16 protein-coding genes are annotated in these 21,729 nt (G+C 63.2%); 2 read left to right on the top strand and 14 right to left on the bottom strand.

Annotated elements, in window-relative coordinates:
- Window positions 1-193: 193 nt before the first annotated feature.
- Window positions 194-1,057: a glucose-1-phosphate thymidylyltransferase RfbA gene (rfbA, locus tag R2737_14950; protein ID MEZ5117557.1), complete on the top strand. Its 864-nt coding sequence runs from the start codon at window positions 194-196 to the stop codon at window positions 1,055-1,057.
- Here rfbA and R2737_14945 read toward each other — a convergent pair.
- The 5 genes from R2737_14945 to R2737_14925 all read right to left on the bottom strand — a co-directional run bounded on the left by R2737_14945 (window position 986) and on the right by R2737_14925 (window position 8,389).
- A complete protein-coding gene (locus tag R2737_14945) occupies window positions 986-2,599 on the bottom strand; it encodes a DUF2142 domain-containing protein (protein ID MEZ5117556.1) in 1,614 nt (537 codons plus the stop codon). The two genes, rfbA and R2737_14945, sit on opposite strands and share 72 nt — an antisense overlap.
- Window positions 2,600-2,603: 4 nt before the next feature.
- Window positions 2,604-4,184, bottom strand: coding sequence for a glycosyltransferase (locus tag R2737_14940; protein ID MEZ5117555.1), 1,581 nt, complete (start codon window positions 4,182-4,184; stop codon window positions 2,604-2,606).
- Entirely contained in the window at window positions 4,177-4,449 is a 273-nt protein-coding gene (locus tag R2737_14935; GenBank protein ID MEZ5117554.1) for a hypothetical protein, read from the bottom strand. The genes R2737_14940 and R2737_14935 overlap by 8 nt, the downstream gene beginning before the upstream one ends.
- Before the next feature lie 87 nt (window positions 4,450-4,536).
- Window positions 4,537-6,687, bottom strand: a complete 2,151-nt coding sequence (locus R2737_14930; GenBank protein MEZ5117553.1) for a glycoside hydrolase family 99-like domain-containing protein — start codon at window positions 6,685-6,687, stop codon at window positions 4,537-4,539.
- A complete protein-coding gene (locus R2737_14925; protein MEZ5117552.1) occupies window positions 6,680-8,389 on the bottom strand; it encodes a hypothetical protein in 1,710 nt (569 codons plus the stop codon). Before R2737_14925 ends, R2737_14930 begins: the two co-directional genes overlap by 8 nt.
- 161 nt (window positions 8,390-8,550) lie before the next feature.
- Here R2737_14925 and R2737_14920 point away from each other — a divergent pair, with 161 nt between their 5' ends.
- The gene (locus R2737_14920; protein MEZ5117551.1) at window positions 8,551-8,868 is read left to right on the top strand and encodes a hypothetical protein; all 318 of its coding nucleotides are present in this window, start codon (window positions 8,551-8,553) and stop codon (window positions 8,866-8,868) included.
- 418 nt (window positions 8,869-9,286) lie between these two features.
- Here R2737_14920 and R2737_14915 read toward each other — a convergent pair whose 3' ends face one another.
- The 9 genes from R2737_14915 to R2737_14875 all read right to left on the bottom strand — a co-directional run bounded on the left by R2737_14915 (window position 9,287) and on the right by R2737_14875 (window position 20,744).
- Complete coding sequence (locus R2737_14915; GenBank protein MEZ5117550.1) at window positions 9,287-10,093, bottom strand: hypothetical protein; 807 nt, start codon at window positions 10,091-10,093, stop codon at window positions 9,287-9,289.
- A gap of 79 nt (window positions 10,094-10,172) precedes the next feature.
- Window positions 10,173-12,176 carry a class I SAM-dependent methyltransferase gene (locus R2737_14910; GenBank protein MEZ5117549.1) on the bottom strand — a complete coding sequence of 668 codons (2,004 nt, stop codon included), beginning with the start codon at window positions 12,174-12,176 and terminating at the stop codon, window positions 10,173-10,175.
- A 64-nt stretch (window positions 12,177-12,240) separates the two neighbouring features.
- Window positions 12,241-13,023, bottom strand: a complete 783-nt coding sequence (locus R2737_14905; protein ID MEZ5117548.1) for a hypothetical protein — start codon at window positions 13,021-13,023, stop codon at window positions 12,241-12,243.
- Window positions 13,024-13,651: 628 nt separating this feature from the next.
- Window positions 13,652-14,707, bottom strand: coding sequence for a GSCFA domain-containing protein (locus tag R2737_14900; protein ID MEZ5117547.1), 1,056 nt, complete (start codon window positions 14,705-14,707; stop codon window positions 13,652-13,654).
- Between the two features lie 9 nt (window positions 14,708-14,716).
- The gene (locus R2737_14895; GenBank protein ID MEZ5117546.1) at window positions 14,717-15,370 is read right to left on the bottom strand and encodes a hypothetical protein; all 654 of its coding nucleotides are present in this window, start codon (window positions 15,368-15,370) and stop codon (window positions 14,717-14,719) included.
- A gap of 332 nt (window positions 15,371-15,702) precedes the next feature.
- Window positions 15,703-16,425 carry a hypothetical protein gene (locus R2737_14890; protein ID MEZ5117545.1) on the bottom strand — a complete coding sequence of 241 codons (723 nt, stop codon included), beginning with the start codon at window positions 16,423-16,425 and terminating at the stop codon, window positions 15,703-15,705.
- Between the two features lie 263 nt (window positions 16,426-16,688).
- Entirely contained in the window at window positions 16,689-17,744 is a 1,056-nt protein-coding gene (locus R2737_14885) for a hypothetical protein (GenBank protein ID MEZ5117544.1), read from the bottom strand.
- 1,163 nt (window positions 17,745-18,907) lie between these two features.
- Window positions 18,908-20,164, bottom strand: a complete 1,257-nt coding sequence (locus R2737_14880) for an FkbM family methyltransferase (protein MEZ5117543.1) — start codon at window positions 20,162-20,164, stop codon at window positions 18,908-18,910.
- Window positions 20,165-20,468: 304 nt separating this feature from the next.
- Window positions 20,469-20,744 carry an ATP-binding protein gene (locus tag R2737_14875; protein ID MEZ5117542.1) on the bottom strand — a complete coding sequence of 92 codons (276 nt, stop codon included), beginning with the start codon at window positions 20,742-20,744 and terminating at the stop codon, window positions 20,469-20,471.
- Window positions 20,745-21,729: the final 985 nt, after the last annotated feature.

Here is a 21,729-nt window from a genome sequence, read left to right as displayed (position 1 = left end):
GGAAGCGCCAGGCGGGACGCGGACAGGGTCGCGGCTGCTGCCCGCCGAGCTCGCTGCCGAGTGGCCGTGGTTGCGCGCACCGCACCTCCTTCTTCTCCTTGATACATGACCACGTAGCCTTGCCGGGCTCCCCGATGCGGTTCGCCGCGTCCCGGAGCGCCAGGACAGCCAGCATGCGGCAAGGAGGGCGACGATGCGGGGGATCATCCTCGCCGGGGGTACGGGATCGCGGCTGTGGCCACTCACCCGCGGAGTGAGCAAGCAACTTCTGCCCGTCTACGACAAGCCGATGATCCACTATCCGCTCGCCACGCTGATCGCCGCAGGCCTGCGCGAGGTCCTCGTCATCACCACGCCGGAGGACCAGGACGCCTTCAAGCGACTGCTCAACGGCGGCGTCGAACTGGGCATGCGCATCGACTACGCCGTGCAGTCCGCGCCCCGGGGGCTGGCCGAGGCGTTCCTGATCGGTGAGGACTTCTTGGATGGCGACCGCGCGGCTCTTGTACTCGGGGACAACCTCTTCCACGGGTACGGACTCGGGCGGCGGCTACGGGATCTCACCACCGAGGACGGCAGCCACATCTTCGCCTACCGCGTCTCGAACCCCCAGGACTACGGCGTCGTCGAGTTCTCCGACGACGGCACCGTGATCTCCCTGGAGGAGAAGCCCGCGCGGCCAAAGTCCTCGTACGCCGTGCCCGGACTGTACTTCTACGACTCCGACGTGGTGCAGATCGCCAAATCGATCGAACCGAGCGCGCGGGGCGAGCTCGAGATCACCTCCGTCAACGAGGAGTACCTGCGGCAGGGCCGTCTGCACGTCACCGTGCTGCCGCGGGGGACCGCCTGGCTGGACACCGGGACGTTCCGCACACTCCAGGACGCCGGGGAGTTCGTCCGGGTCCTGGAGGACCGCACCGGGACCAAGGTGGGATGCGTGGAGGAACTCGCCTGGCGGAACGGCTGGATCGACGACGGCCAGCTACGAGTCCTGGGGGACCGGTTGCTCGCCAGCGGCTACGGGCGCTACCTGTTGTCCCTGCTCGACGGCTGACGGCTCTGCGTCTGGTCCGACGGTGTCGGCGGCTTCCCGCTCAGCGCCACGGGCGACGGCCACCGCCACGACCGCGAAGGCGACGCCGGCGAGGCCGCCGAGGACGAGCCAGGTGGAGGGGGGCGGGACGGGCGATTCCCACCACCACTCGGCACCGGACAGGTCCGAGCCGACGGCATCGATTCCGGTGGTGTATCTCCTCATCTGATCGCGCAGCGCGAGGAGCTGTGCGACCGAGAAGAGCAGCACGACCAGGATCGCGACCGGAGTGCGCAGCGTCCATGACGACGTGCCCCGGGCGTCCTTGGCCAGCAGGACGACGCCCGCTGTCACCACGACGAGGGGCAGGAGGTAGCGGGGCTGGACGTTCTCCCCGACGACGTTGCCCCCCCTCTGCAGCACCCACAGCGGCACGGCCACGAGGGACGCGAGGAGGAGGAGGATCGCCAGGCCCTTGCGCCACCACCACGCCGCGAGCCCCAGCCCAGCCAGGACTCCGGCGAGGGCAACGGCGAGTCCCGCGGCGCCACCCGAGACCGGCGTGTCGAGCCAGCCGAGTCCCCAGCCCAGCCCCCACACCCCGGCGAAGAAGGTGGGGAGGTCCAGCAGGTTGTCCCGAAGCAAACCCCAGCCGACCCGACCGGTGCCCGCGCCGATCCCGGACAGGGCACCGCTCTGGCCGGTCCGGAGGAACATCACGGCGGCGAGGACCACGACCGCGGCCGGCAGGGCCATGGGCCAGGTTGCGAGCGCCCGCCATGACGGAACGGAGAGTAGGAGGACCGCCGCAGTCGCGACCGCAAGGTAGACCGCAGCATCTCCACGCCCGGCCACGGCCAACGCCGCCGAGACGACGGCCAGAACCCCGGCGATCCACCGCCCGACGTCGCGTACGCCACCCCTCGGGCCGCGGCACCAACGCAGCAGGAACACCCAGTACGTGCCCACGCCCGCCACTGCCCAGGAGCTGGGGTTCGTGGAGGGGATCACGAAGAGTCCGAGCGGCACCAGGGTCCCGAGCCAGCCGAGCACCGCGGCGCGACGTGCCAACGGCCGTGCCAGCGCAATGGCGGCTCCCACCAGGAGGGAGGCGAGCAGGAGGTTGGCCAGGCGCATCGCCAGCACCGACCGGGCGACGGAGTCACCGACGAAGGCGTGCATGGCGCTGTAGAAGGCACCCGGGTAGACGCCGTCGTTGACGCGCGCTGGCGTCGGCTCCGAGCCGAGCTCCGCCTCGCAGATGCCGGACTGAGTGGCGTCCATGGCGAAGCAGGGCGATCGGACGACGTCCTGTGGCACGAAGGCGTTCCGCTCACCCGGATTCGCCCCCGGGCCCTGCAGGTCGCACAGCCCTTCGCTGTTCCCTCGGGCGCACCAGATGCTGGCGAGGTGGAAGTCGTCGTCGGGGCTGGAGCCCTGGGGGGAACTCAACGCCCATCCGACACCCACAGCGAAGAGCAGAAGTCCCACGAGCAGGCCGGCGATCCAGGCGGGAGGACGGCGCCACGCCGACACGGCGCTGTTGAGGAGCGGGACGGGCATAGCGTCAGGTTCCGATCCGCTCGGAGAGATAGGGGGAGTAGGGGTCGTGCTCCAGGCGGTGACGCCAGCGGGCGCGCAGCCGAGTGGGTTCCCACGCCCGTACGCGTCGCGACCGAGTCCTGCTCTCGAAGTGCAGCAGTTCCACCGACGCGGCCGTGACGACGCGGTAGCCCGCTTCCTGGATCTTCAGGCAGAAGTCCACGTCGTTGAAGCTCACCGGCAGGGTCTCGGTGAACCCGCCGACCTCCCACCACACGTCCCGGCGCTGCATCAGACATGCCGCCGTGACGCCGATGGTCTCGCGGTCGAGCAGCAGGTCACCGAAGTAGCCGGTGCGGTCACCCGACTCGAAGTAGGCGTGTGTCGCCTCTCCCTTGCCGTAGAGGTGACCCGCATGCTGCAGGGTGCCGTCCTCGAACCGCAGCAGACACCCCACTGCCCCAACATCGGGCTGCTGCGCGATCGCAGCCAGGGTGTCCAGCCAGCGCGGGCTGATGACCTCGACATCATCATTGAGGAAGCAGAGCAGGTCGCCCCGGGCATGGAGAGCGCCGAGGTTCACCTTCTCGGAGAAGTTGAAGTCCCCCCGGTACTCGACGACGCGGAGCCGCTGGCCGGCGATCCCGGCTAGGTCGTCGAGGTAGGACACGTCCACCCACCGAGTCGGTGCGTCAGCGACGATTACGTACTCATAGTCGACCTCGTACGAGTGCGCCTCGATGCTCCGCACGGCCTCGACCACGAAGCACCGTCGCCGGTCGAAGGCATCCCCGGACCCGCCCCGGGTGGGGATGACGATGCTGACCATCGATCCGGCCTTCGGGTGGCGATCCAGCCGGTAGAACCCTGGGTAGTCAGTCGCAGAAACCGAGGCGTGCAGGTCCAGCCGGTCCACGTGGTCCTGGACCGCGCGCACCCCGGCCCGGACGGCCTCGGGCTTCCCCCCGGCGACCTCGGCCGTGGAACCCGCGTGCCGACGCCAGTGATAGAGGACCTCCGGGACGTGGATCACGGGCGCGCCGCGTTCGGACAGCCGTAGCGCGAGGTCGTGGTCCTGGGAGCCGTCGAAGCCCTCCCGCATTCCGCCGAGGGCGACTACTGCCTCCCGCCTAGCCATGAGCAAGTGCCCCATGTACATGTTCCCCCGCAGGCGTTCCGGCGAGTAGTCGGGCTTGCGGAACTCGTCGGAGAACTCCCCGTGGTCGTCTACCTTGTCCTCGTCGCTGTAGAGGAGCTCCGCCGTCGGGCTCGCCCGGGCGGCCGTGACCATGGTCTCCAGGGCATGTGGCGCGAGGACGTCGTCCTGATCGGCGAACGCGACGTAGTCACCGGTCGCTGCTGCGAGCCCGTCGTTGGTCGCAGCCACGATCCCGCCGTTGACCGGGCGGACCACCACCGTGACGCGTGGATCGGTGTCGGCCTCCGACAGGATCGCGGACACCTCGGCCGCTCCGGACCCATCGTCGACCAGGACAAGGTGCCACTCCTGCAGGGTCTGGTCACGCACCGACGCGACGAAGGCGCGCAGATGCTCAGGATTCGGCCGGTAGACCGGGGTGACGACACTGACGAACGGCTCAGGCACCCTGCCGTCCCTTGACCGAGCGGTAGAGGGTGCCCGGGGATACGACGGCCCGGCCGACCCGGTAGCGAAGCGACGTCTGGACCTCGCGGAGCTGTCGTTCAGCCTGCTCGGCGCGCTGACGCTGGTGCTCCAGCTCCCACTGCATGTGTCCCAACCGCGCCAACAGCCCGAGGGCCTTATCCCGTTCGCGAAGGACCTCGTGCTCAGCCGCGATGGCCCGGTGCTCGGCAGCGGCGAGGGCAGCAGCCGCCTGCTCGTCAGTCATTCCGGTCCTCCCCTCGCGCGAACGTGAGGTGACCCTAGCCGAGCCCAAGCGACGCCCTGGGACGGCGTCCTGAACCAGGGTCCTCGGCTATTGCTGCGATGGTGTCTGACTCGCTCGGCTCCCGATCTCCACCGTCCCCGGCTCGAGATGCGCTCCTTCCGCCCACTCGTTCCAGGCATTGATGAAGATGGCCGGCCAGTCGTGGCCGGCGGCGGCAGTCGCGTCCTCAGCGCGCCGGAGCCAGCGCCGGTAGGACACGGCATTCCCGCTGTGAAACACGTAGGCGGCGGTGCCGCGGCGGGCCGTGTTGTCCCACCCGGGCATGACCCCGAGGTGGACCGGCAGGCCCTCCGGGGAGCGGGTGGTGAGGTCGGCACTGTCCACGGCCGCGTCGTAGGAGAAGACGTCGCCGGTGAAGGCCGGGTCGAGGTCCGGGGCGAGGGAGCGAATCGACTGCAGCTTGATGCCGGAGCCCGGTGGGAACCGCACCAGGCCGTCGAGCTGGTGGACGACGTCCGCGGGTAGGGTCTCGAAGTCGCGGGACGGGATGACTGCGAGCCGGTGGAGGCCACCCAGCCCCTCCGCCTTCGCTCGCCGGTTCCAGTAGTCCAGGGCCGTGGGGGCGTCGGGGATCGCGCCGATCCGGTAGACGACGAAGACTGGCTTCCCGCCGGCGCGGATGTGGCGTGGGTCCCGCCACGCTCGGACGGCATCCTCATAGAACGAATCCATCCAGCCGTCGGGGTAGGACTGGGCGATCAGGGTGTCGTGGTCGAGTCCGTCCCACCGGCGGGTCCAGGACTCGTTGGCCCAACACAGCGCGAAAGGAAGGTCGATCGACGGATCGGCGAGGAGGTTGTCCAGAGGGGTCTCCAGGAGCCGCTTGCCACCGAACCAGTAGTGATAGAAACAGAACCCATCGATGCCCATGTCCCGGGCGAGAGCGGCCTGGCGCCTGAGTACGGCGGGATCCCGTAGGTCGTAGTACCCGAGAGGGCCTGGCCGGTGCGGCTGTCTGTGCCCGGTGAAGAGCGGCCGAGCCTTCTCGACGTTGACCCAGTCAGTGAACCCCTCACCCCACCACTCGTCGTTCTCAGGAATCGGGTGGTACTGCGGCAGGTAGAAGGCGATCCTCTTCGCGGGGGGAGCGGGCCGCCCTGACTTCTGGAGCCTCGACGGCACATGACGCGTCTCGACGATGTCCAGCCCGCCGCCCTCACATAGAAGGCCGATCAGCCTTTCGATGGCATGCGCCAGCGTCCCGTCGGTCTGGCCGCCTTCGACTTCGAAGTCCTCGTCTTCCAGGCCCAGGTCCGCCAGCCGTTCAAGGATCCACGGCCGCACCCAGTACATCGATCCCGCCGGAAATCGCAGGCGGTCAGGATCGAACGCCAACGGGATCCTGGACGCGAGTGCTTCCACCAGAGACTGGTTGCTGCCCCAATGCTCCGATCCCGCAAGATGGCCACTGGGAACAACAAGCCCTGCACCGGAGTCGGCGCGAAACAGCTTCACCACGCGGTCAACCGCGCGGGCGTCGGGGAGCAACCCGTCGAGCAGCGCCAGCCGCCAGCCATCCCCGTCAAGGCGGTGCGGGGAGCGCTTGGAGTGAACCTTCAACACAGCGTCGTAGCCGCTGAAGAGCCCACGGTTGGCCAGAGACACGAGCGGCCCAATGTCGCGGCCTCGATTGGGAACCAGCTCAATCGTCGCCCGTGGGAAGTCACGGATGATCTCCGACTCAAGCCGCGCCGCGCTATCAGTCAGCGTGACTAGAAGGTCGAACGGCTCCGTCAGGTTGACCAGGCGTCCCGCGATGTCGGGCCAGCACTCGGGGTAGTGCACATGAACGACGACGAGGAGGGCGTCGCTCGGTTGCGCCTCTCGCAGCCGGGGGGCGGCCTTGGCCCCCGATGGCTGTCGGGTCAGAAGCCGAACGGTCGCGTCATGGCCTGGCTTGGCCGGGTTGAGGGCGGGTGGGAAGAGACCCGCCGTCGGCCCTTGGCCGACGCGGAGTCGCTCGCGTCGGCCACGCCGCAACTGCGCAACCCTCCGAGAGACCCTCCGTCGGTGGAATACAGCAGCCCTTAGCGGCGCAGTAACCCGCCAAGACGTAGAGCGGTGGACCTCGTCCAACTGCCTGCGAAACGAATCAAGGGCCGCTTCAAGCTGGGAGATGCGTACCCTCAGGGCCTCATTGTCTTCGCGTAGTCGCGAATCGGGGACTGCATCACTCACCCCGATGCTCCCACCCCGGTTCGATTGCGGTGTTGTGCACCACGCCAGCCGTTGTGCGCTCCGCAGCAATGAGGTGGTGCGTCACGGGACAGATGTTCAACTGGGTCAGCTCAGGGTACCGCTCGAGATAGGCGGCGACGCTGAACGATGGGGACGGGTCACGGTGTTCGCGCCACCCGTGTGTCAGAAAATGAACCAGTGGGTTCACCCCCGCGGTGGCCACGTCGGGATTCTCGAGGAGGTAGTACTCCGTGTCGAAGTGAGGTGACGGGCTGCGGCCCTCGCGCCAACCAATGACCATGAAGTGGACAAGGGGGTCGGCCGTCAAACCACTTGCATCGGGGTTGCAGCGCCAGTACCACTCCCGTTCAAAGAGTCCAGACGCCGCCACAAGCGCGCTGTCCCGTCCGAGCTGTCCGGCCTCCAACGCGGACTCGCTAGTCATGGCCGGTCCGCCTCCCCTCCAGGAGGGCAATCGAAGACGCGCACGAGGCCGACGATCCATCAGTTCCGCCGCCACCAGCGACTCCACGGCCGACAGGGATCTCCCGAGACGGTAGTCCTCAACCATCAGCGCCAAAACGGCGAGTGCGTTGCCTGACTCGCGAACCTCTGCTTCCCCGCGAAGCCGTCCGACCTCACCCTCCAAGTCGGCCACGGCCAACCGAGCGGTAGCCGCCTCTGCCTCGCGAACCTCCGCGTCCCCGCGAAGCCGTCCCACCTCACCCTCCAAGTCGGCCACGGCCAACCGAGCGCTGGTCACCTCGGTCGTCAGCGATTCAAGTCGCTCCGCTAGCGAAATGGCCGCGCTGCGGGCATCAGCAAGTTCGGACGTTGCGTGGACGCGCTCAGCGTTCACGCGTTCTCGCTCACTGACGACGAAGGCCTCCAACTCATTCGGTCGCAACCGCGGCGGGCACCCCGCCGCAGCCCCGAGTTCCCGCAGCTCGCGAAGCTCCGTGACGGTGTCGACTACCCATTCAGGGGTAGTGGCGTCGGGACGCAGTTCCGAACGTAGAAGGTCACTGTAGAAGGACTCGCAATCAGCGAGGAGGGAACTGGTCAAGGATCGTGCCCGGCTCGACTGACCCGAGCGACGGTAACTCCGAACGGCAAGTGCTGCGCACGTGTCAGCCGACCAGCCTTCACGAGGCTGCTGCCCCAGCTTCTGCAGGAATTGAGCGCAGGAATCAACGCTGTCTCGCGGCGAGTCGACAACGCTGTCGTAGTCAAGGACCAGAAAGTCGCGCCCTGCCAGACATTTGGAAAGTTCGTGATTGTAGAAATACCAGAGCCCTAGCCCGCGCCGGACGCTGATCCCGTCCCGAAGGTACAGACTGTCTGCCACGCCCATCGGGCTCCTAACGCACATCACCACAGGCAGATGGCGCAGCGCCAGGCGGTCCCACAGGGGGAGCAGAAGTGAGATCCGGGGATCCTTCACGACCCAGTCGTCACAACCGTCGACAAAGATGTCGATCTTTGAACGAGTCGACGCGACCGCGGCCACGTCGATGGAGCGCCACGTTCCGGTCGATGTCGCGGGCGGGGCCCACCAACACCCTCCCAACCGGGAAAGCCAATCATCGTTGAGCGCTGCCACGTCCACGCGCTCGTTGCACCCAGCGGCGTTGTCGTACGCAGGTTCGAAGCGCGAACCAGATCCCCAGCGAAGTCCGTAGTCCGCCGCCAGTGCGGCCACCAGACTCGTGCCCGACCTGTGCATGCCCGCAATCACGAGCCCCAATGACGACTCCAACGCATCGTACGCCGACCGATAACTCAACTGAGTCTAAGCGGTCGCCCCCTAAGTTGTCGGGCCACTCGGGCCGCATCCTCCGGGCAGTCGAGTGGCGTGACTTCATGACCGCGAACGCCGATCGCAGGCGTCAGATACCGCCGGTGTCTCTGCACGAAGAGAGCCTGCGCTGCATTCCAGGCCTCAACTTTCTCGTCCGTAAAGTCGCGCATGTCGGAGTTGTGGCGCAGGAGGAATCCTGTAGCCACTCCGCACGTGAGTCGCGCGAGGGCCGCGCGAAAGGAGATGTCAACATCGTAACCGTGGAAGTCGCGGTAACTCTCGTCGAATCCGCCGAGCGCGTTGAAGGCCTCACGGCGCATCCCGATGAAGACGCCGTCAAGGCTCTTGATGCCGGTGACAAGCTCCCCCCTATCTGCTGAGAATCGTGCGAGAGCGAATCGCCCGACTCTGGTCGCGTCTGGCTCCACGATCGATCCACAGGTATATGGCACACCAGCGTCATACCAGTTGGCGGACACGAGCCGCCGTGTGCCGCAGACTCCGAAGACATCGCAACGTGCCATTACGTGATTCAGGACCCGGCGAGCTGAGAGGGCAAGAATCTCGATGTCATCGTGGCAGAAGAGGAACCAATCGCCGCGAGCCTGGGCCGCAGCCCTATTGTAGCCCTCGGACATGGATAGCGCATCCGCGACTCTGACGACTTCCCACTTCGGCCAGCCAAGGCGGGCGAGAAAGCGCTGCTCGAATCGAAGAAAGCGACTTTCCCGGTGGCTGTTCACGATCACTGAGACTACGTGATCTTGATTGCGACTCACATGACCTGCCCTTCGCGAACTACCGGCCCCCAAGCACGCCCGGGGCGAATCGATCCATGACCTCCGCGAGGAAACTGCGAACGCTGAGTTGGTTGAGGGGCGCCGTTGACTTCGGAGACTTCTCTGCCGCATCACTCGCAAGCCGGATCGCGTCGTGGGTGATGGAATCTACCTCGAGCACGTGCGGCCAGCCTGCACCCGAGGGGGCACTCAACCGCTCGCTCAGGACGACCGCCCCGCACGCTGCGGCCAGGTGGACTCTCGGCTCCGCCGCCGGCACACCGTCAGCGTGTACGTTCAGGACTACCTTCGACCGCTGGAGCAGTGCAGCGAGTTCGCTCCCCGAGACCCCATGCGCTATCCAGAGGAAGCGGCCCGGATGCAGACGAAGGAAGTCCAGCGTCTCGATCCGGTGCGGAGTCGCCTTGCCGACGAAGAAGACGTCGATGTCTCTGGCCGCCTCCGGAGGCGGTGGCCGGAAGACACTGGTGTCGATGGGCAACGGTCGAAACTCGTCAATCACGAAGCCGAGGGCACTGGCCTCCGGGCGTCGTCCTTCGTCGTAGTAGACCCTCCAGTGGTAGCTGAGCCAATCCATGTTCGAGTACACCAGGTGGCGCAGCCGGGACTCTTCGGTGAAGCGCAGTTGCCCAGCACTCATCGCGGCGATCGGCTCGGAGAGGATCGCGACGCGGATACCAGGAATAGCCCGAACAAGGTGTCCAGGGTAGAGTTCCGGTCGGAAGAACATTGTGATGTTTGGGCGAAAGTTGTAGAGCACCCGGAGCCACGAGTAGTCCCGTTCATCCACATCGACAGCCAGCACATTCGGATCGCTTCGCCAGCCCTCTGGGAAGTGGTTCTCAAACCAGGAGAAGTGGCCAACCACTCCTATCCGGGGTCTGCTAGCCACCTCGGACCCGTCGCAACGGTGCGGTGAGACGCCAGCTCCGCGAAGTCATGACAGCTTCAAGGGCGAGTCGCCGGTGCGAGAGCTCGGTCTCCAACTCAGCGACCAGTCGCGACATGTCGTGAACCTGTTGTGCCAGAACATTACGCGAATGGACTGCCTCCGCTAGGGTGGACTGTCGCGCCAAACACTCGTGCTCAAGTTCTCTCAGGCGCCCCTCGAGGTCATTCTTGGTTTCCATCAGGGTGAAGTAGCCCATTCTCTCCTCGACCACGCCTCCGAGCAGACTCAGCAACTCCTGGTAGTCCCTCCATGCCGTCTTGTGGTCGGCGATCTCCAGGAGAGGGCGGATACGGGGCTGGTCAGGGTTGAGGAAGACGACCCCGAGTCCGAAGGAGTGGGGGAATTCTATGGTCGTGAAGATCTCCTTCAATTCCCCCCAAAGCCGGTGAACCCCAAACCCCCGCTCGTAGACGGCGATATCGTGGAAAAGGATAACGCCGTCCGGCTTCATGGCGGGCAGCCACGTAGCGAAGTCGTGACTCACGGCATCGTAGGTATGCAGCCCGTCGATGTGGAGCAGGTCAATGCTGCCGCTCCGGAACTCCTGCCGAGCGTCGTCGAAGAAGCTACGCATCAATACCGTTGAACTGAAGTTCGCGTCAATGTGACGTTTGAGGTCGGCGTACACCGCGTCGCCATCGTAGTGTCCCGCATGTGCGTCCCCCTCCCAGCTGTCGATTCCGTACAACTGGCAGTCAATGTCGAACGTCCGAGCCGCGGTTGCTGCAGCGATGAAGCTGGCCCCGTTGTGCACTCCGAGTTCAACGTAGGTCGTTGGGCGCATCAGACCAAATAGAGTAAAGAGGAAGGGAATGTGTCCGCTCCACGCCGTCACTGGGAGTCGGGTCGGCAGATTGAACAGCGGCTCCACCAGCTCTGTGAATCTCGACTCTGCTCCAAGGGCGCTGCCTGGCGTGTAGTCAATGCCCCATGGAGCCGACAAGGACCTGAGATCCCAGGCGGGGGATTCTGCCACCTCGCTCAGGATCACAGCGCCCTGCGAATCGGTGAGCGAGAAGGACGTAGTGTCCTCTGCTCCCGAGGATTCGCCCTGAGCGGCAAGGAGGCCTGCCACAGCGTCCGCCACTTGCCTTGACGATTCCTGGTATGGCGAACATACGTATGGGAAATCGAAGGACAATGCCTGCACGGATAGGTCCTCGGGGGCCTCATCCGGATAGCCGAGCGCCACCCGCCGCCAGTCGAACGATCGCGCGGAGCGCACCTGCAGCTCCTGCGCAAGGTGCACCCAGTGCCCACCCAGGCCCCGCTTGAGAAGACTCGGAGTTCGGCGTATCCGGCTCGCACCGTTCGCGATCTTCAGGGCCGCCTGTGCCTCACTTTGGATTGGGACGTGGACGAGGTGGGTGTCTGAACAGTCCTCGACTGTCAGGCCCAGACTCTGCGGAACTCGGACTCCGTGATAGCCCTGTTCGACAACAAATGTCGGGGCTTTCACGACCATTCGAGAACTGAGGGCAATCTTGGCGTGCCGCGAGTCCGGCGTCCCAGACGTCTGAAAACTTCCCGAGAAGATATCAACTCCACTCAAGTCCGCCGGGCAAACGTTGAGCCAAGGGAGGCGTATGACATCCGCGCCGGAGTGTTTCAGCAGATAGCTGTCAAGTGCCTCTCGAGCCGCGAAGGGCAGGAACTCGTCGCAGTCCAGGAAGAAGACCCAATCGCAGCCGTCCTCCATCATGCGCCGAGCGAAGAATGTGGCAACTTGGGATTGCGGGTATCCGCTCGCAACAAGCCGAGACGCCCTGATCCGAGTTGAGTCGCGTCGGCTGACCTTTTCCGGCGTGTCGTCCGTGGAACTGTGGTCAACGAACTCAACCACGTCGAATAGCGCCTCGAGTTGATCCAGGAACGGGTCAAGGATTGGAGATTCGTTCCGTGCGAGGACGAAGCATCCGAGTCTCGTGGGTCTCATGACCGGTCAGGGTACTGCGGCAGGGTCATGGGGCATCAGGCAGTGCCACTGCAGCGTTGCCGTTTCACGGTTCCCAATAGTGCCGACGCACAGGCTCGGACCGATCGAGCTCACGTGCGTCCCACGGACTACAACGACGCATGCCTGGGAAGTGACCGACCGGAGCACTACTCACCCGAAGCCGGTTCGAGTGCCACCCGCGAGCGAGGGCCTCGTCGGGATATTCGCGATTCGCGCGCTTCAGATACGCCGCACTCTGGCTCAGCCCTACGTAGTGGCGCAACGACTGCGACTGCGGCCAGACCCGTGAGGGGTCCACGGGAGCGATGTGGCCGGCCGCCGCCATGTTCGACCTTCCGGCGTCCCGGTGCCAAATGCGCTGAAGCCGCGCCGGACGCGGCTCGAAGAAGTAGTAGTCGGTGATGACCCGTCTGAAGTCCATTCCGAGTGCATCCGTCCCAGGCCTCGGCACGAAGACAAATTCATCGAAGTTCACCGACTGGAATCCGCCGGCGCGAACCTCTGCGAGCAATGAGACGAGGGGCACATCTTGCGTAGCTCGAGGCCACTCGTCGGCATCAAAATGCGCCAGCCACTCGTGTGGATATCGCTCATAGACAGTCGCTTTCACGCTGAGGATTTGCTTGAGGTCGAAACTTCCTTGCCACGGGAGCGCGATGACTTCAAGTACCCCGTTCCCTAGCAACGACTCGGCCACCTCGCGCGTCGCGTCCCGCGACGAATGGTTCAACACGACGATATCGAAGCCATCCTTGATCAAGAGTGGCAGCAGTACAGTAAGAAATGGGGCCTCGTTTCGAGCGGCGACAACTGCTAGCGCAGCCACGATCGTCTGCCTTCGAAGAATCTGAGTACTGAACCGATCACAACTACTTCGTCTCCGAGGGCTGGGTCCCGAGGTGGCCGTTGCACGACTAGAACCGCGCCGCCGTGGCTTGGGCAGGTGGGTTGTCTATCGCGCGACTTGCTCCTCATCGGCAAACCAGTCCTGGTAGTTGTCGTTCTGACGCGGTGACCATTCTTCTCCATTAGCGACCAGCGGTTCTAGCGGTTGGTGAAGGTCAGTAAGGCCGGGCGCAGGTCGTTGACGTCGAGCTAGGGGACAGCCCACAGGCACTAGTACTTCGGTGTCACGCTCCATCGTTCGACCACACCGCTGCGCTCGGGTTCATCAGGAAGGTAGCGGGGGTCGAAAGGAGTCGCCAAGACCAGCGCACCGAGAAGGGCCCGGTCCACGATCCCCTGTCGAGTCGGGCCTCGCACCTGCGGGCGATATTGGCGTCCAGACGATTCCACCCTGACGGCCTAGTGGGCTGCAAGGCGACGATCCGGTCCCAGACCTTGACGATGCGCCCTGTGCGTTTATGGGACCGATGGACCGCAGACCAGTCGGTTGGCTCCAGAACACAGCAACGCCTGAATGGACCGCCCCGTTTGGTAGCCGACAAGACTTCTCACCCGGCCCAGTCCAACGCCTCTTCGTCACAGTTCGCCTGAACAACGGCCTCCATCGTGTCGACGTAGGCGTCCCCTGCGGGTGGCGCCTCTGCGCCTGGTGGCAATTCGGCAGCGAAGTTACGAATAAAGCTTCGCATTACGTGCTCAACCCCGGTTTCAGTCACCGACCGAAGATCGGCAGCGAAGTACGCGCCGCGAGAAGATGGGCCTGTAACTATTTCGAACGACGGGAAGTATGCAAGGGCCTCATCATTCTGCGAAAGCTCCTCAGCTGCAACTCGCAACACTGACTTTGAGTAGGTAGTGGCGGTCAATACGTGGCGGTCTTCGGCGGCGGTGGCCATCAGAGGAACGGGCGAAACAGTGAGAATCACCTTCAGTGAAGGTCGAGCGTTCCGGAGAAAGTCAAGCACCCACTCCATGTCAGCTACAACTGCGGCTACCGACAGGTTGCGGAATACATACCTCGAATCATCGAACCCGCCACCGGCAACGCCGGGACACACAGGAAACACTGCGCCATCCTGGCGAGAGAGCCAGCACTCAGTCAATCCTAGAGTGAAGACGAAAACATCCATTGATTCGACCATCGATCGAACGGCCTCAAGGTGCTGGGCGCGATCTTCCCGCAGTTCCTCGACCGACATGAATCCGTGAGGCTGGATTTGCGGGCGGAAGGGATCGATCCAGCGGCCGTCTTGCCCCTGCCACTCTGGCTCCGCCGGAACAAACTCACCGTACGCCCGCTGGAGCAACTGCTTTAGCTGGAGACTGGTATATATGTTGCCGTACCGGCAAGTATAGGTTCCGTAGTTGAAGTCTCGGGCCGCATCGTCGCTGAGAAGCGGATGCGGCGGCTCTGCTATGAAGTACTTGAAGCCGCGCCTTTTGAGGTGCCGAGCTATGTGCTGTGCGAAGCAACTACCCGCTGTTGCGATAAGTTCATCTTGTGAAATGAGAAATGGCGGCGCGACGACCGGGTCAACCTCCGCGGCGCCGACGACAGAGCGGCGCCAGAACGCATGATCGGGAAGGGATTCGTAGGGATGCATTAGAAAGCCTCACTGCCTTCTCCGCGATTCAAAATACTCGTCAAGCTGCCGTAAGACGCGCATTCCATACCAGGCGTTTCCGTGTGTCGGGTCGCGCCAGGCCTCCCGTACAAGGAAGCCGTCCTCCGTGACGCACTCCTGGGGAACCTCAAGGAAGTCAACGCCCTCTTCCGCTGCGACACGCTCGTATGCATCAGATTGCAGGCGCCACCAAGCATATCGCGTCCCGGCGTCGACGATTCCGAACTCTCTGATTGCGGCACCATAGACGCCGGGAGTCGCTAGAAGGAACTCTTCACTGGGCACCGGTGGGGGCGACTGTAGCTGTACGAGTGGCCTCTGGAGGTAGCGAGCCAACGCGCGGAGGACCGTAAGTGGGTAGCTGAGGGAGTCCTCGAGCACGCGGCGGACAACCTCGAACGGGAGGAACGGGACGCCAGGCGTTGGCACGACGTTCTTCCAAGGGTTGCGGAACTGAAACGGCTCGGGGTGTCTGGCCAGACCTAGAACGTTGTGCCTAGCTCCGCCTACTGCCAGAGCGACGTCAACGGTGTCGGACAGCGCGCCGAGTTCAGCAAGGGCGGTTCTAAGTCCAGGGTTCAACTCGATAGCGTCGCCGACTGTGTATGCGGCTGCCCCAGAGCACGCCAGTCGAATGTCCATGAAGCGCGTACTGTGGGCAGGTCCCGACAGATTGGCCGCCGCCTCGATGGATCGGATGTGGCTGTGCCCGACTATTAGCCGGTGGCTCCTACACATGACGTCCCATTTCGATTCAGGTCCAGAGTAACACAATTGCCAAAATTCAGTATTGGCAACTCCTATTAGATGCGCACCGACAGGACTTCGAGGGGGAGTCCGTCTATTCAGCCTTGGACAATCGTGGTAGTCGAGCGAACCGGAAGGGTGCCGTTGGAGCGCATGCCGACCCCGCTTGGTCGACGGAGGCCCGCGTTTGCTGGGATTGCCTCAGCATCAGTTTGATTAGTTAGCCTTCAGACGCCAGGTGCGCGTTCGCGAAGCGGCGAACTTCGGAAAGCCCTCAGTACATCGACGTAGTTGCTAACGAGAGAGGATCTGTCCGTTGGATTCGACTGGCGCAGGTGCCTCGGATGGGCCTGCCATACCCCGACATCAAGCTCCTGCGCGACCCGGCGAAGGGTCATACTCATGTCCCCCGCAAGGTCTTCGTACGCGATCTCGATCGGGTCGCGATGCCACGAAAACTGCCGAACCTGCTTCTCCCATGCGATCGTTTTAAGTCCCTCGTCTACCGCAGCTTGCGGATCGATATTGAACGGGCGAAGTGCTCCGCGAGAACTATCGAAGGCAGCAGCTGATCCTTCAAGTCTTCGGGACTGATTCGTGCGACTCAGAACCGCGCGGGAGATGACGGTTGCCAGAAGATCGCGTCTTACCAGATGGATAACTCTCAGGTCGGGTATGTCCCGCAACAAGGCCCAGGCTTCGGCCGGATCGCCATCCAAGGGGTGGTAGTAGAAGAACTTGAAGCCGCGTCGCGTCCTCGTAGTTCTACCTTGCGGACGAAATCCCTCAGCTATCGCTGACGCGATCGGTTTGCCATGAAGAAACTTGATTACCTCTCCGCGTGCCTGAATATCCGGCGATTGCTGAAGGAGGTCGATCAACAGGTTGGATCCGGTCCGGGAGCGGCCAACCACAATGAAAGGAACTGTTGCTTCACCATCTTCGCTCACGCTGCCTCCGAAGGACACGTCATATGGATTTCGACACTGAGACTGAGGATCAAACTCAGGCTTGCGCATAGCGTGACGTTTGGTGCAACCTCCCAACCTGCCGGGGCGGTGCGGAGACCTGATATTCCCATCTCACTCACCACTCACGTAACTTCCCTGTGACGGTGACCTTGAGGGCGCCATCGATCTCACTCCACAACTCGGAATCTGGAACACCGCGGAAGGGTAGTCAGTCGGGGCCCTCAGTTCTTAAGGACTGGCAGTCAGCAACTCCTCCACTGAGAATCGGACAGTGGGAATGCCATTCCCGCTCCCATAAGGACTAGGGTACCGCGGCCAAGGGAGACCGAGGAAGTCAGCCCCTCAGTTCTATACCCCGGAGCCTCGGAGGACGTGCCTGTCCCCAGAAGCGACGGACTAGTTGATTCCTGACCGTCTGAGCGAGTCTTGAGCGGGGGGCCGTCGAGGAAACCCAACTTCGTGATGGCAGGACTCTTTGCGGCAAGCCTCGAGATGGACGGAGGCTCGTCACCATACATCAGGTCCTCGATATCCAAGAAGAGCCGCCGATTCTCGGCCGAGGCGACAAACACGGTTGTCGGCTGCGACGTAGGGAAAGCAGATACAAGCAACTGATCCTCGGTCAGAGCCCCATGGATCATTGCCCCCCGGAATCTCGGATCGCTCCGAACAAGGTCACGGAGTGAGCCGGCGAGTGCGGGTTGCCACTCACAAACCCAGATTAGCTCGAAAGCCTCCGACGGTAGCGAACTCAGCAGATCCGCCAACAGCCATAGGTGTTGGTTGAACTGTCCGACCTTGACGATGACCCTTTCAGAGGCGCCGGATGTGTTTGTCCTTCGTCTTCGGAGCTCCATTAGTGGACCTGCGAAATCGCTCCACTTCCAGAGGCCTTTTGCGACGTACTCTATCTGAGAGCGACCTTGTCGAATGGAACTTCTTTCCACGAGCGGCATTACAGTCTTCGGACTGGACACGAAACAACGTCCGGGATGGGCCTCGTCAACTTCTCTGAGCAGTTGGTCGAACGGCGCGTCGAGCCGCCTAATCCGCTCCTGTAGCAGCGCTCTAGCGCGACTGGAAATGAGCACCCCGTAGGAGCCGTTGCAGACTCCCACGGACTCAAGCGGGTCTGAGATCAACCCATTGGCGCTCAACGCGCGCTGCGGCTGGCACCCAAGGTAAAGCACGAGCCAGTCATCCGGGAGAAGGCCTACGGTGCGCGCGAGTTCATCCCTCGCCTCAGGCGCCAGAACGATGTCATCGTCGAAGATCAGAGTTGCGACGTCGCGTCGCACGGCGCTCATCCCAAGGAGTCGCTCTAGGGTACGTAGGTAGCCCCAGGCCCCTGGGCTCTCAATCGCTCGACGCCCCAGCCGTCTGTCCAGATCTGTCGTTGGCGCGTCCGACGCGTAGGCCTGCCACTCTCGAAGCATTTCCGGGTGCCTACCGTCCGTGGCGGGGAAGCGATCAGCGTGGATACCAGCGCGCGTCAGTTGATATTTGGATGCCGCCCATTTTTGGCCATGCTGAGCCAGATTGATCACGAAAGCACCAACGCCGGGAAGACCCGGGACAGTCACCTCTCTGGCTAGGCCGAGTCTCCGTAGTTGCAGGAGCGAATCACTGGGTATCCCCCCGGACGCGACAAGTTCTGGAGGTGTGCGAATGCGTCGCGCTTGGGCGAAATCCATGAAAGGGTGCTTGCGGCCATCAATGACACTTCGCCGTCTCTGCCGTTCTCTAGGGGTAGTGCAAATCTGGACCCGCGGATCGTGCCAGGCAACTGCGGGCCGGTACTCGTCCCGTGGCGCTAGGCGCAGGTATTCACCGCTGTTTCTAGCGTCCCAGAGGGTCGTCTCCGAATTGTAGCCAGCGAGGCAACACCTCCGCGTGTAATCCAGATGCGCGAATCCTCGTCCCCAGAAGGTATACTCGTCCAGGTAGCCGACCGATCTGAAGACGTCCCTGGTGACTGTGAATAGTGCTCCTTGCGCATTTGCCGCATCTGTCTTTGATTGAAGTGGGCCTTCAAGCGCAGCGTGTCGCGGAGGCGCCCAACGGTCGTCAAAGAATACCAAGTGCTGAATCCCGGTTTCGCGGGCAGCCTCAATGTAGAGGTTGTCCCAACCGTTCGCTAAAAATACCAGGTCATCGTTGGCGACGAACGTGATTTGGGCGCCGAGAGCGAAGCTCACATCCAGAAGTGAGTTTGTAACTGCGGCAATCTCCCAGCCGGAATGGCGCAGATAGACAAATGGAACCTCATGCTCCCGCAAAGAGGCTACCGCATCCTCCGACGGCTTCGGTCCTCCGTCGTCGCCGATAACCACAGTCCATCGCTGATCCGGGTCTCGAGTCTTCGTGAACGAGGAGATTAGGGCGTCAAGGTAGTCAGGGCGACCGTATGTACTAACCGCAAGGACAAGTTGATGGATAGGTGACTCAGGAGCCGTTGGGATCATCTGGCGGGCTCCACGTCCGGGCGCTCTCCCCTTGAGTCAACTCTCAGCCACCTCGTATATCTCCAACTTCGGGAGCTCAGCACCTGTGTAAGTGTCGCGTCCAAGTCAACGACTCGTGACAGAAGTATCTGCACGGACTCGTCAATCGGGTCACTGGGAATGCCCGTTCCCTCCAATGTCGACGCGACCCGGCGCTTGATCTCGAGGAAGTCCGTCACCTCACCAACTTTGGCGGTCGCCCGGGCAAGCTCGACTCGGAGGTGTTTCTCACGCTCGGCCGCATCGGCTCCGGCCAAAAGGAGTGCCCTGTGGTTCTCGATGAACTGGGAGATGTCCTCATGCAGTCCGGACAGGTAGCTGTCCCGACTACTCAACTCGCCGCGCAGGTCGGCCACCTCGGCATCCAGCGACGCGACCCGGGCATCCCGCAGACTCAACTCGCCGCGCAGGTCGGCCACCTCGGCATCCAGCGACGCGACCCGGGCATCCCGCAGACTCAACTCGCCGCGCAGGTCGGCCACCTCGGCGCAAGATGCCTCCTGACTTCGCAGCAATGATAGCGGGTGCCTGGCCGCGAAAGTCTCCGTCATGTAGACAGCATCAACACGTCTCAGCAACGGACTGTCATCGATCCACTCCGGCGTCTGCTCGTAGATGCGGAATAGTCGATAGCCGAACTTCGACATAAACTCATCGAGAGCAAAGAAGGGCGTCTGTTGAACCGAGTGGCAGGAGAATCCAGCCTCAACTCTGATTACATCAATCCTCCCAGATGCAAGCAAACCTCTTGCGCTCTCCAGTACCTGTATTTCATGTCCTTCCACATCAATCTTGAGCAAATCAATGCGGTCTATGCCGAGTTCACCACATACATCATCGAGACCGACGGAGGGGACCTGAACTAATGGGGCGCCAATCCTGCTGCTACCCACTTCCGAGCCTGACAGGATTCTCGACATATCATCCTGATCAAGAAGAGTCACCTCTCCCCCGGAATCGCTGACAGCAACGGGGTGAACAATACCCAGCTTGCAGCCGCCTATCTGAGAGAGCACTTCGTTCAGCATTCCATGCATGGCTTGCCGGGGTTCAAACATGTGGCACTGGTGAAATGCGATTCCAGCATCGACGAGGTCCTGGAGGACCAACCCCTTGTGCGCTCCTACGTCGAAGTAGCAGATCCTTCGCTGCCCAAAGAACGGACGAATCTCTTGTGCGAACTGAGACGGTTCTTGAGCAGCGGGCATGCTCATCTCCCTAGCCGTGTCCGACGTAGCGATCCACAACGATACTGATCTATCCCAAGGATCCGAACAGTGAACCGCCCCGGGATTGATGGAGGATCCCAAGCCCCGAGAGGGTGGGCGTCATGGCAGCACCACGTAGTACTGTCGCGCGTCATCCTTTCTGGCAGGCCGGTTAGTGGATGATCGGTTCTGGCTGGAGGGAGTCGATCTCGGTGTCCAGACCGCCGGTGATTCCGGCTGAGAAGAAGATCAGGATCGTGCTGGCGGTGCTGTCTGGGGTGTCTATCGCGCTGCCGGCTGTCAACGACGACTAATGCTGACCCTCTTGCGTCGTTTGAAATCTGACCCTCCTACCTCGTTGGCGGTCGTCGTTCTCAGCTTCGGAGAAGCGGCCGAGGTCTGGCTCTTCGAGGCGATAGGAGTCTCCCCTGATGGCCACCACCTCTGCGTGGTCGACGAGGCGGTCGATCATGGCGGCGGCCACGACGTCGCCGCCGAAGACTTCGCCCCAGCATCCGAAGGGCTTGTTGCTGGTCACGATCCGCGAGGCTCGTTCGTAGCGGTTGCTGACCAGCTGGTTGAACAGGTTGGCGGCTTCGGGCTAGAAGGGGATGAAGCCGACTTCGTCGATGATCAACAGGGGGTAACGGCCGCCTCCCCACCCACACCGAGGGCTTCCCTTATGATTTCGGCCTGGGGCCGCCGCGGCTGAGCGAGTTGAGTTCGCGTCTCGGAGGGCGGAATTTCGCCACCAATCGCTTTCCACGTCTCATGCCCTTCCACTCTTCACGCGACAATCGCGTGCTCAGCGTCCACGACTCCGCGAGCGTTGCGTCCTCGATGGGCGCCGCTCCGAACATGGCGAGCGAAGTTGCGGCACCTAGGCGCTGGTGGTCTGAATGCTCATCGCCTGACGCCAGTCCCCCCAGGCGGTCCGGAGAAACGGACGTCGGCAGTGCGTCCCCTTGACGATGCCTCTGGGCTAGGTACCACGACCACGCACCTACCACTCGCTCACTCGGCGACCCTCTCTTCAAAGCCTTCTGAAGACGCCACCATCGCCAGGCAACCGCGACGCGGATCGCGAGAATGATCAACAGGGCGAACAGAGTCAACGTCCCTAGCACAAGTGCGATGACTCGCCACAAGTTGACCCCTTCGGACGGGTTCTCGTCGGGAGCGAAGTCAGGCTCGGGGGACGCGGACGCGGTTGTCGAGGGGGTCGGCGACACCGAAGTCGGGTTCGTCGGGGAGGGGGAGGGGGTTGGTCGCGTTGCCGACGTGCTTGCCGGGGGGGCGGGCTCCGCCTGAATAGGGTCCCGCGATATCACGCTCAGGATGCCCCCGGACATGAGCGCAACCGCGAGCGTCACCACGATGATCGAAGCGGGTCGATCGAGTCGGCGCGCATCGCGACGTAGGGCCACTAGATACAGAGCAGAGGTCAGGACGACAACAACGCCTGCCAACACCGCTGTTTGACTGGTCGAGACGAGGAGGTAGCCGTACATCAGCACACCGACGGGAGCCAGCAAAGCGAGCGCGGGAGCACGGCTGAGCGCCAACACTGC

This window comes from Candidatus Nanopelagicales bacterium (genome assembly GCA_041393815.1).
Lineage (GTDB): Bacteria > Actinomycetota > Actinomycetes > S36-B12 > JAWKJK01 > JAWKJK01.
Note: the sequence above shows the minus strand (reverse complement) of the source record. Positions and strands in the feature narration are given on the sequence as shown.

What these genes read in the sequence shown, in the direction of transcription:
- R2737_14880 (MEZ5117543.1), bottom strand. Translation starts at nt 20,164, where the DNA reads ATGAGCATGCCCGCTGCTCAAGAACCGTCTCAGTTCGCACAAGAGATT.
- rfbA (MEZ5117557.1), top strand. Translation starts at nt 194, where the DNA reads ATGCGGGGGATCATCCTCGCCGGGGGTACGGGATCGCGGCTGTGGCCA.
- R2737_14910 (MEZ5117549.1), bottom strand. Translation starts at nt 12,176, where the DNA reads ATGAGACCCACGAGACTCGGATGCTTCGTCCTCGCACGGAACGAATCT.
- R2737_14900 (MEZ5117547.1), bottom strand. Translation starts at nt 14,707, where the DNA reads ATGCATCCCTACGAATCCCTTCCCGATCATGCGTTCTGGCGCCGCTCT.
- R2737_14920 (MEZ5117551.1), top strand. Translation starts at nt 8,551, where the DNA reads ATGACCGCGAACGCCGATCGCAGGCGTCAGATACCGCCGGTGTCTCTG.
- R2737_14895 (MEZ5117546.1), bottom strand. Translation starts at nt 15,370, where the DNA reads ATGGACATTCGACTGGCGTGCTCTGGGGCAGCCGCATACACAGTCGGC.
- R2737_14945 (MEZ5117556.1), bottom strand. Translation starts at nt 2,599, where the DNA reads ATGCCCGTCCCGCTCCTCAACAGCGCCGTGTCGGCGTGGCGCCGTCCT.
- R2737_14935 (MEZ5117554.1), bottom strand. Translation starts at nt 4,449, where the DNA reads ATGACTGACGAGCAGGCGGCTGCTGCCCTCGCCGCTGCCGAGCACCGG.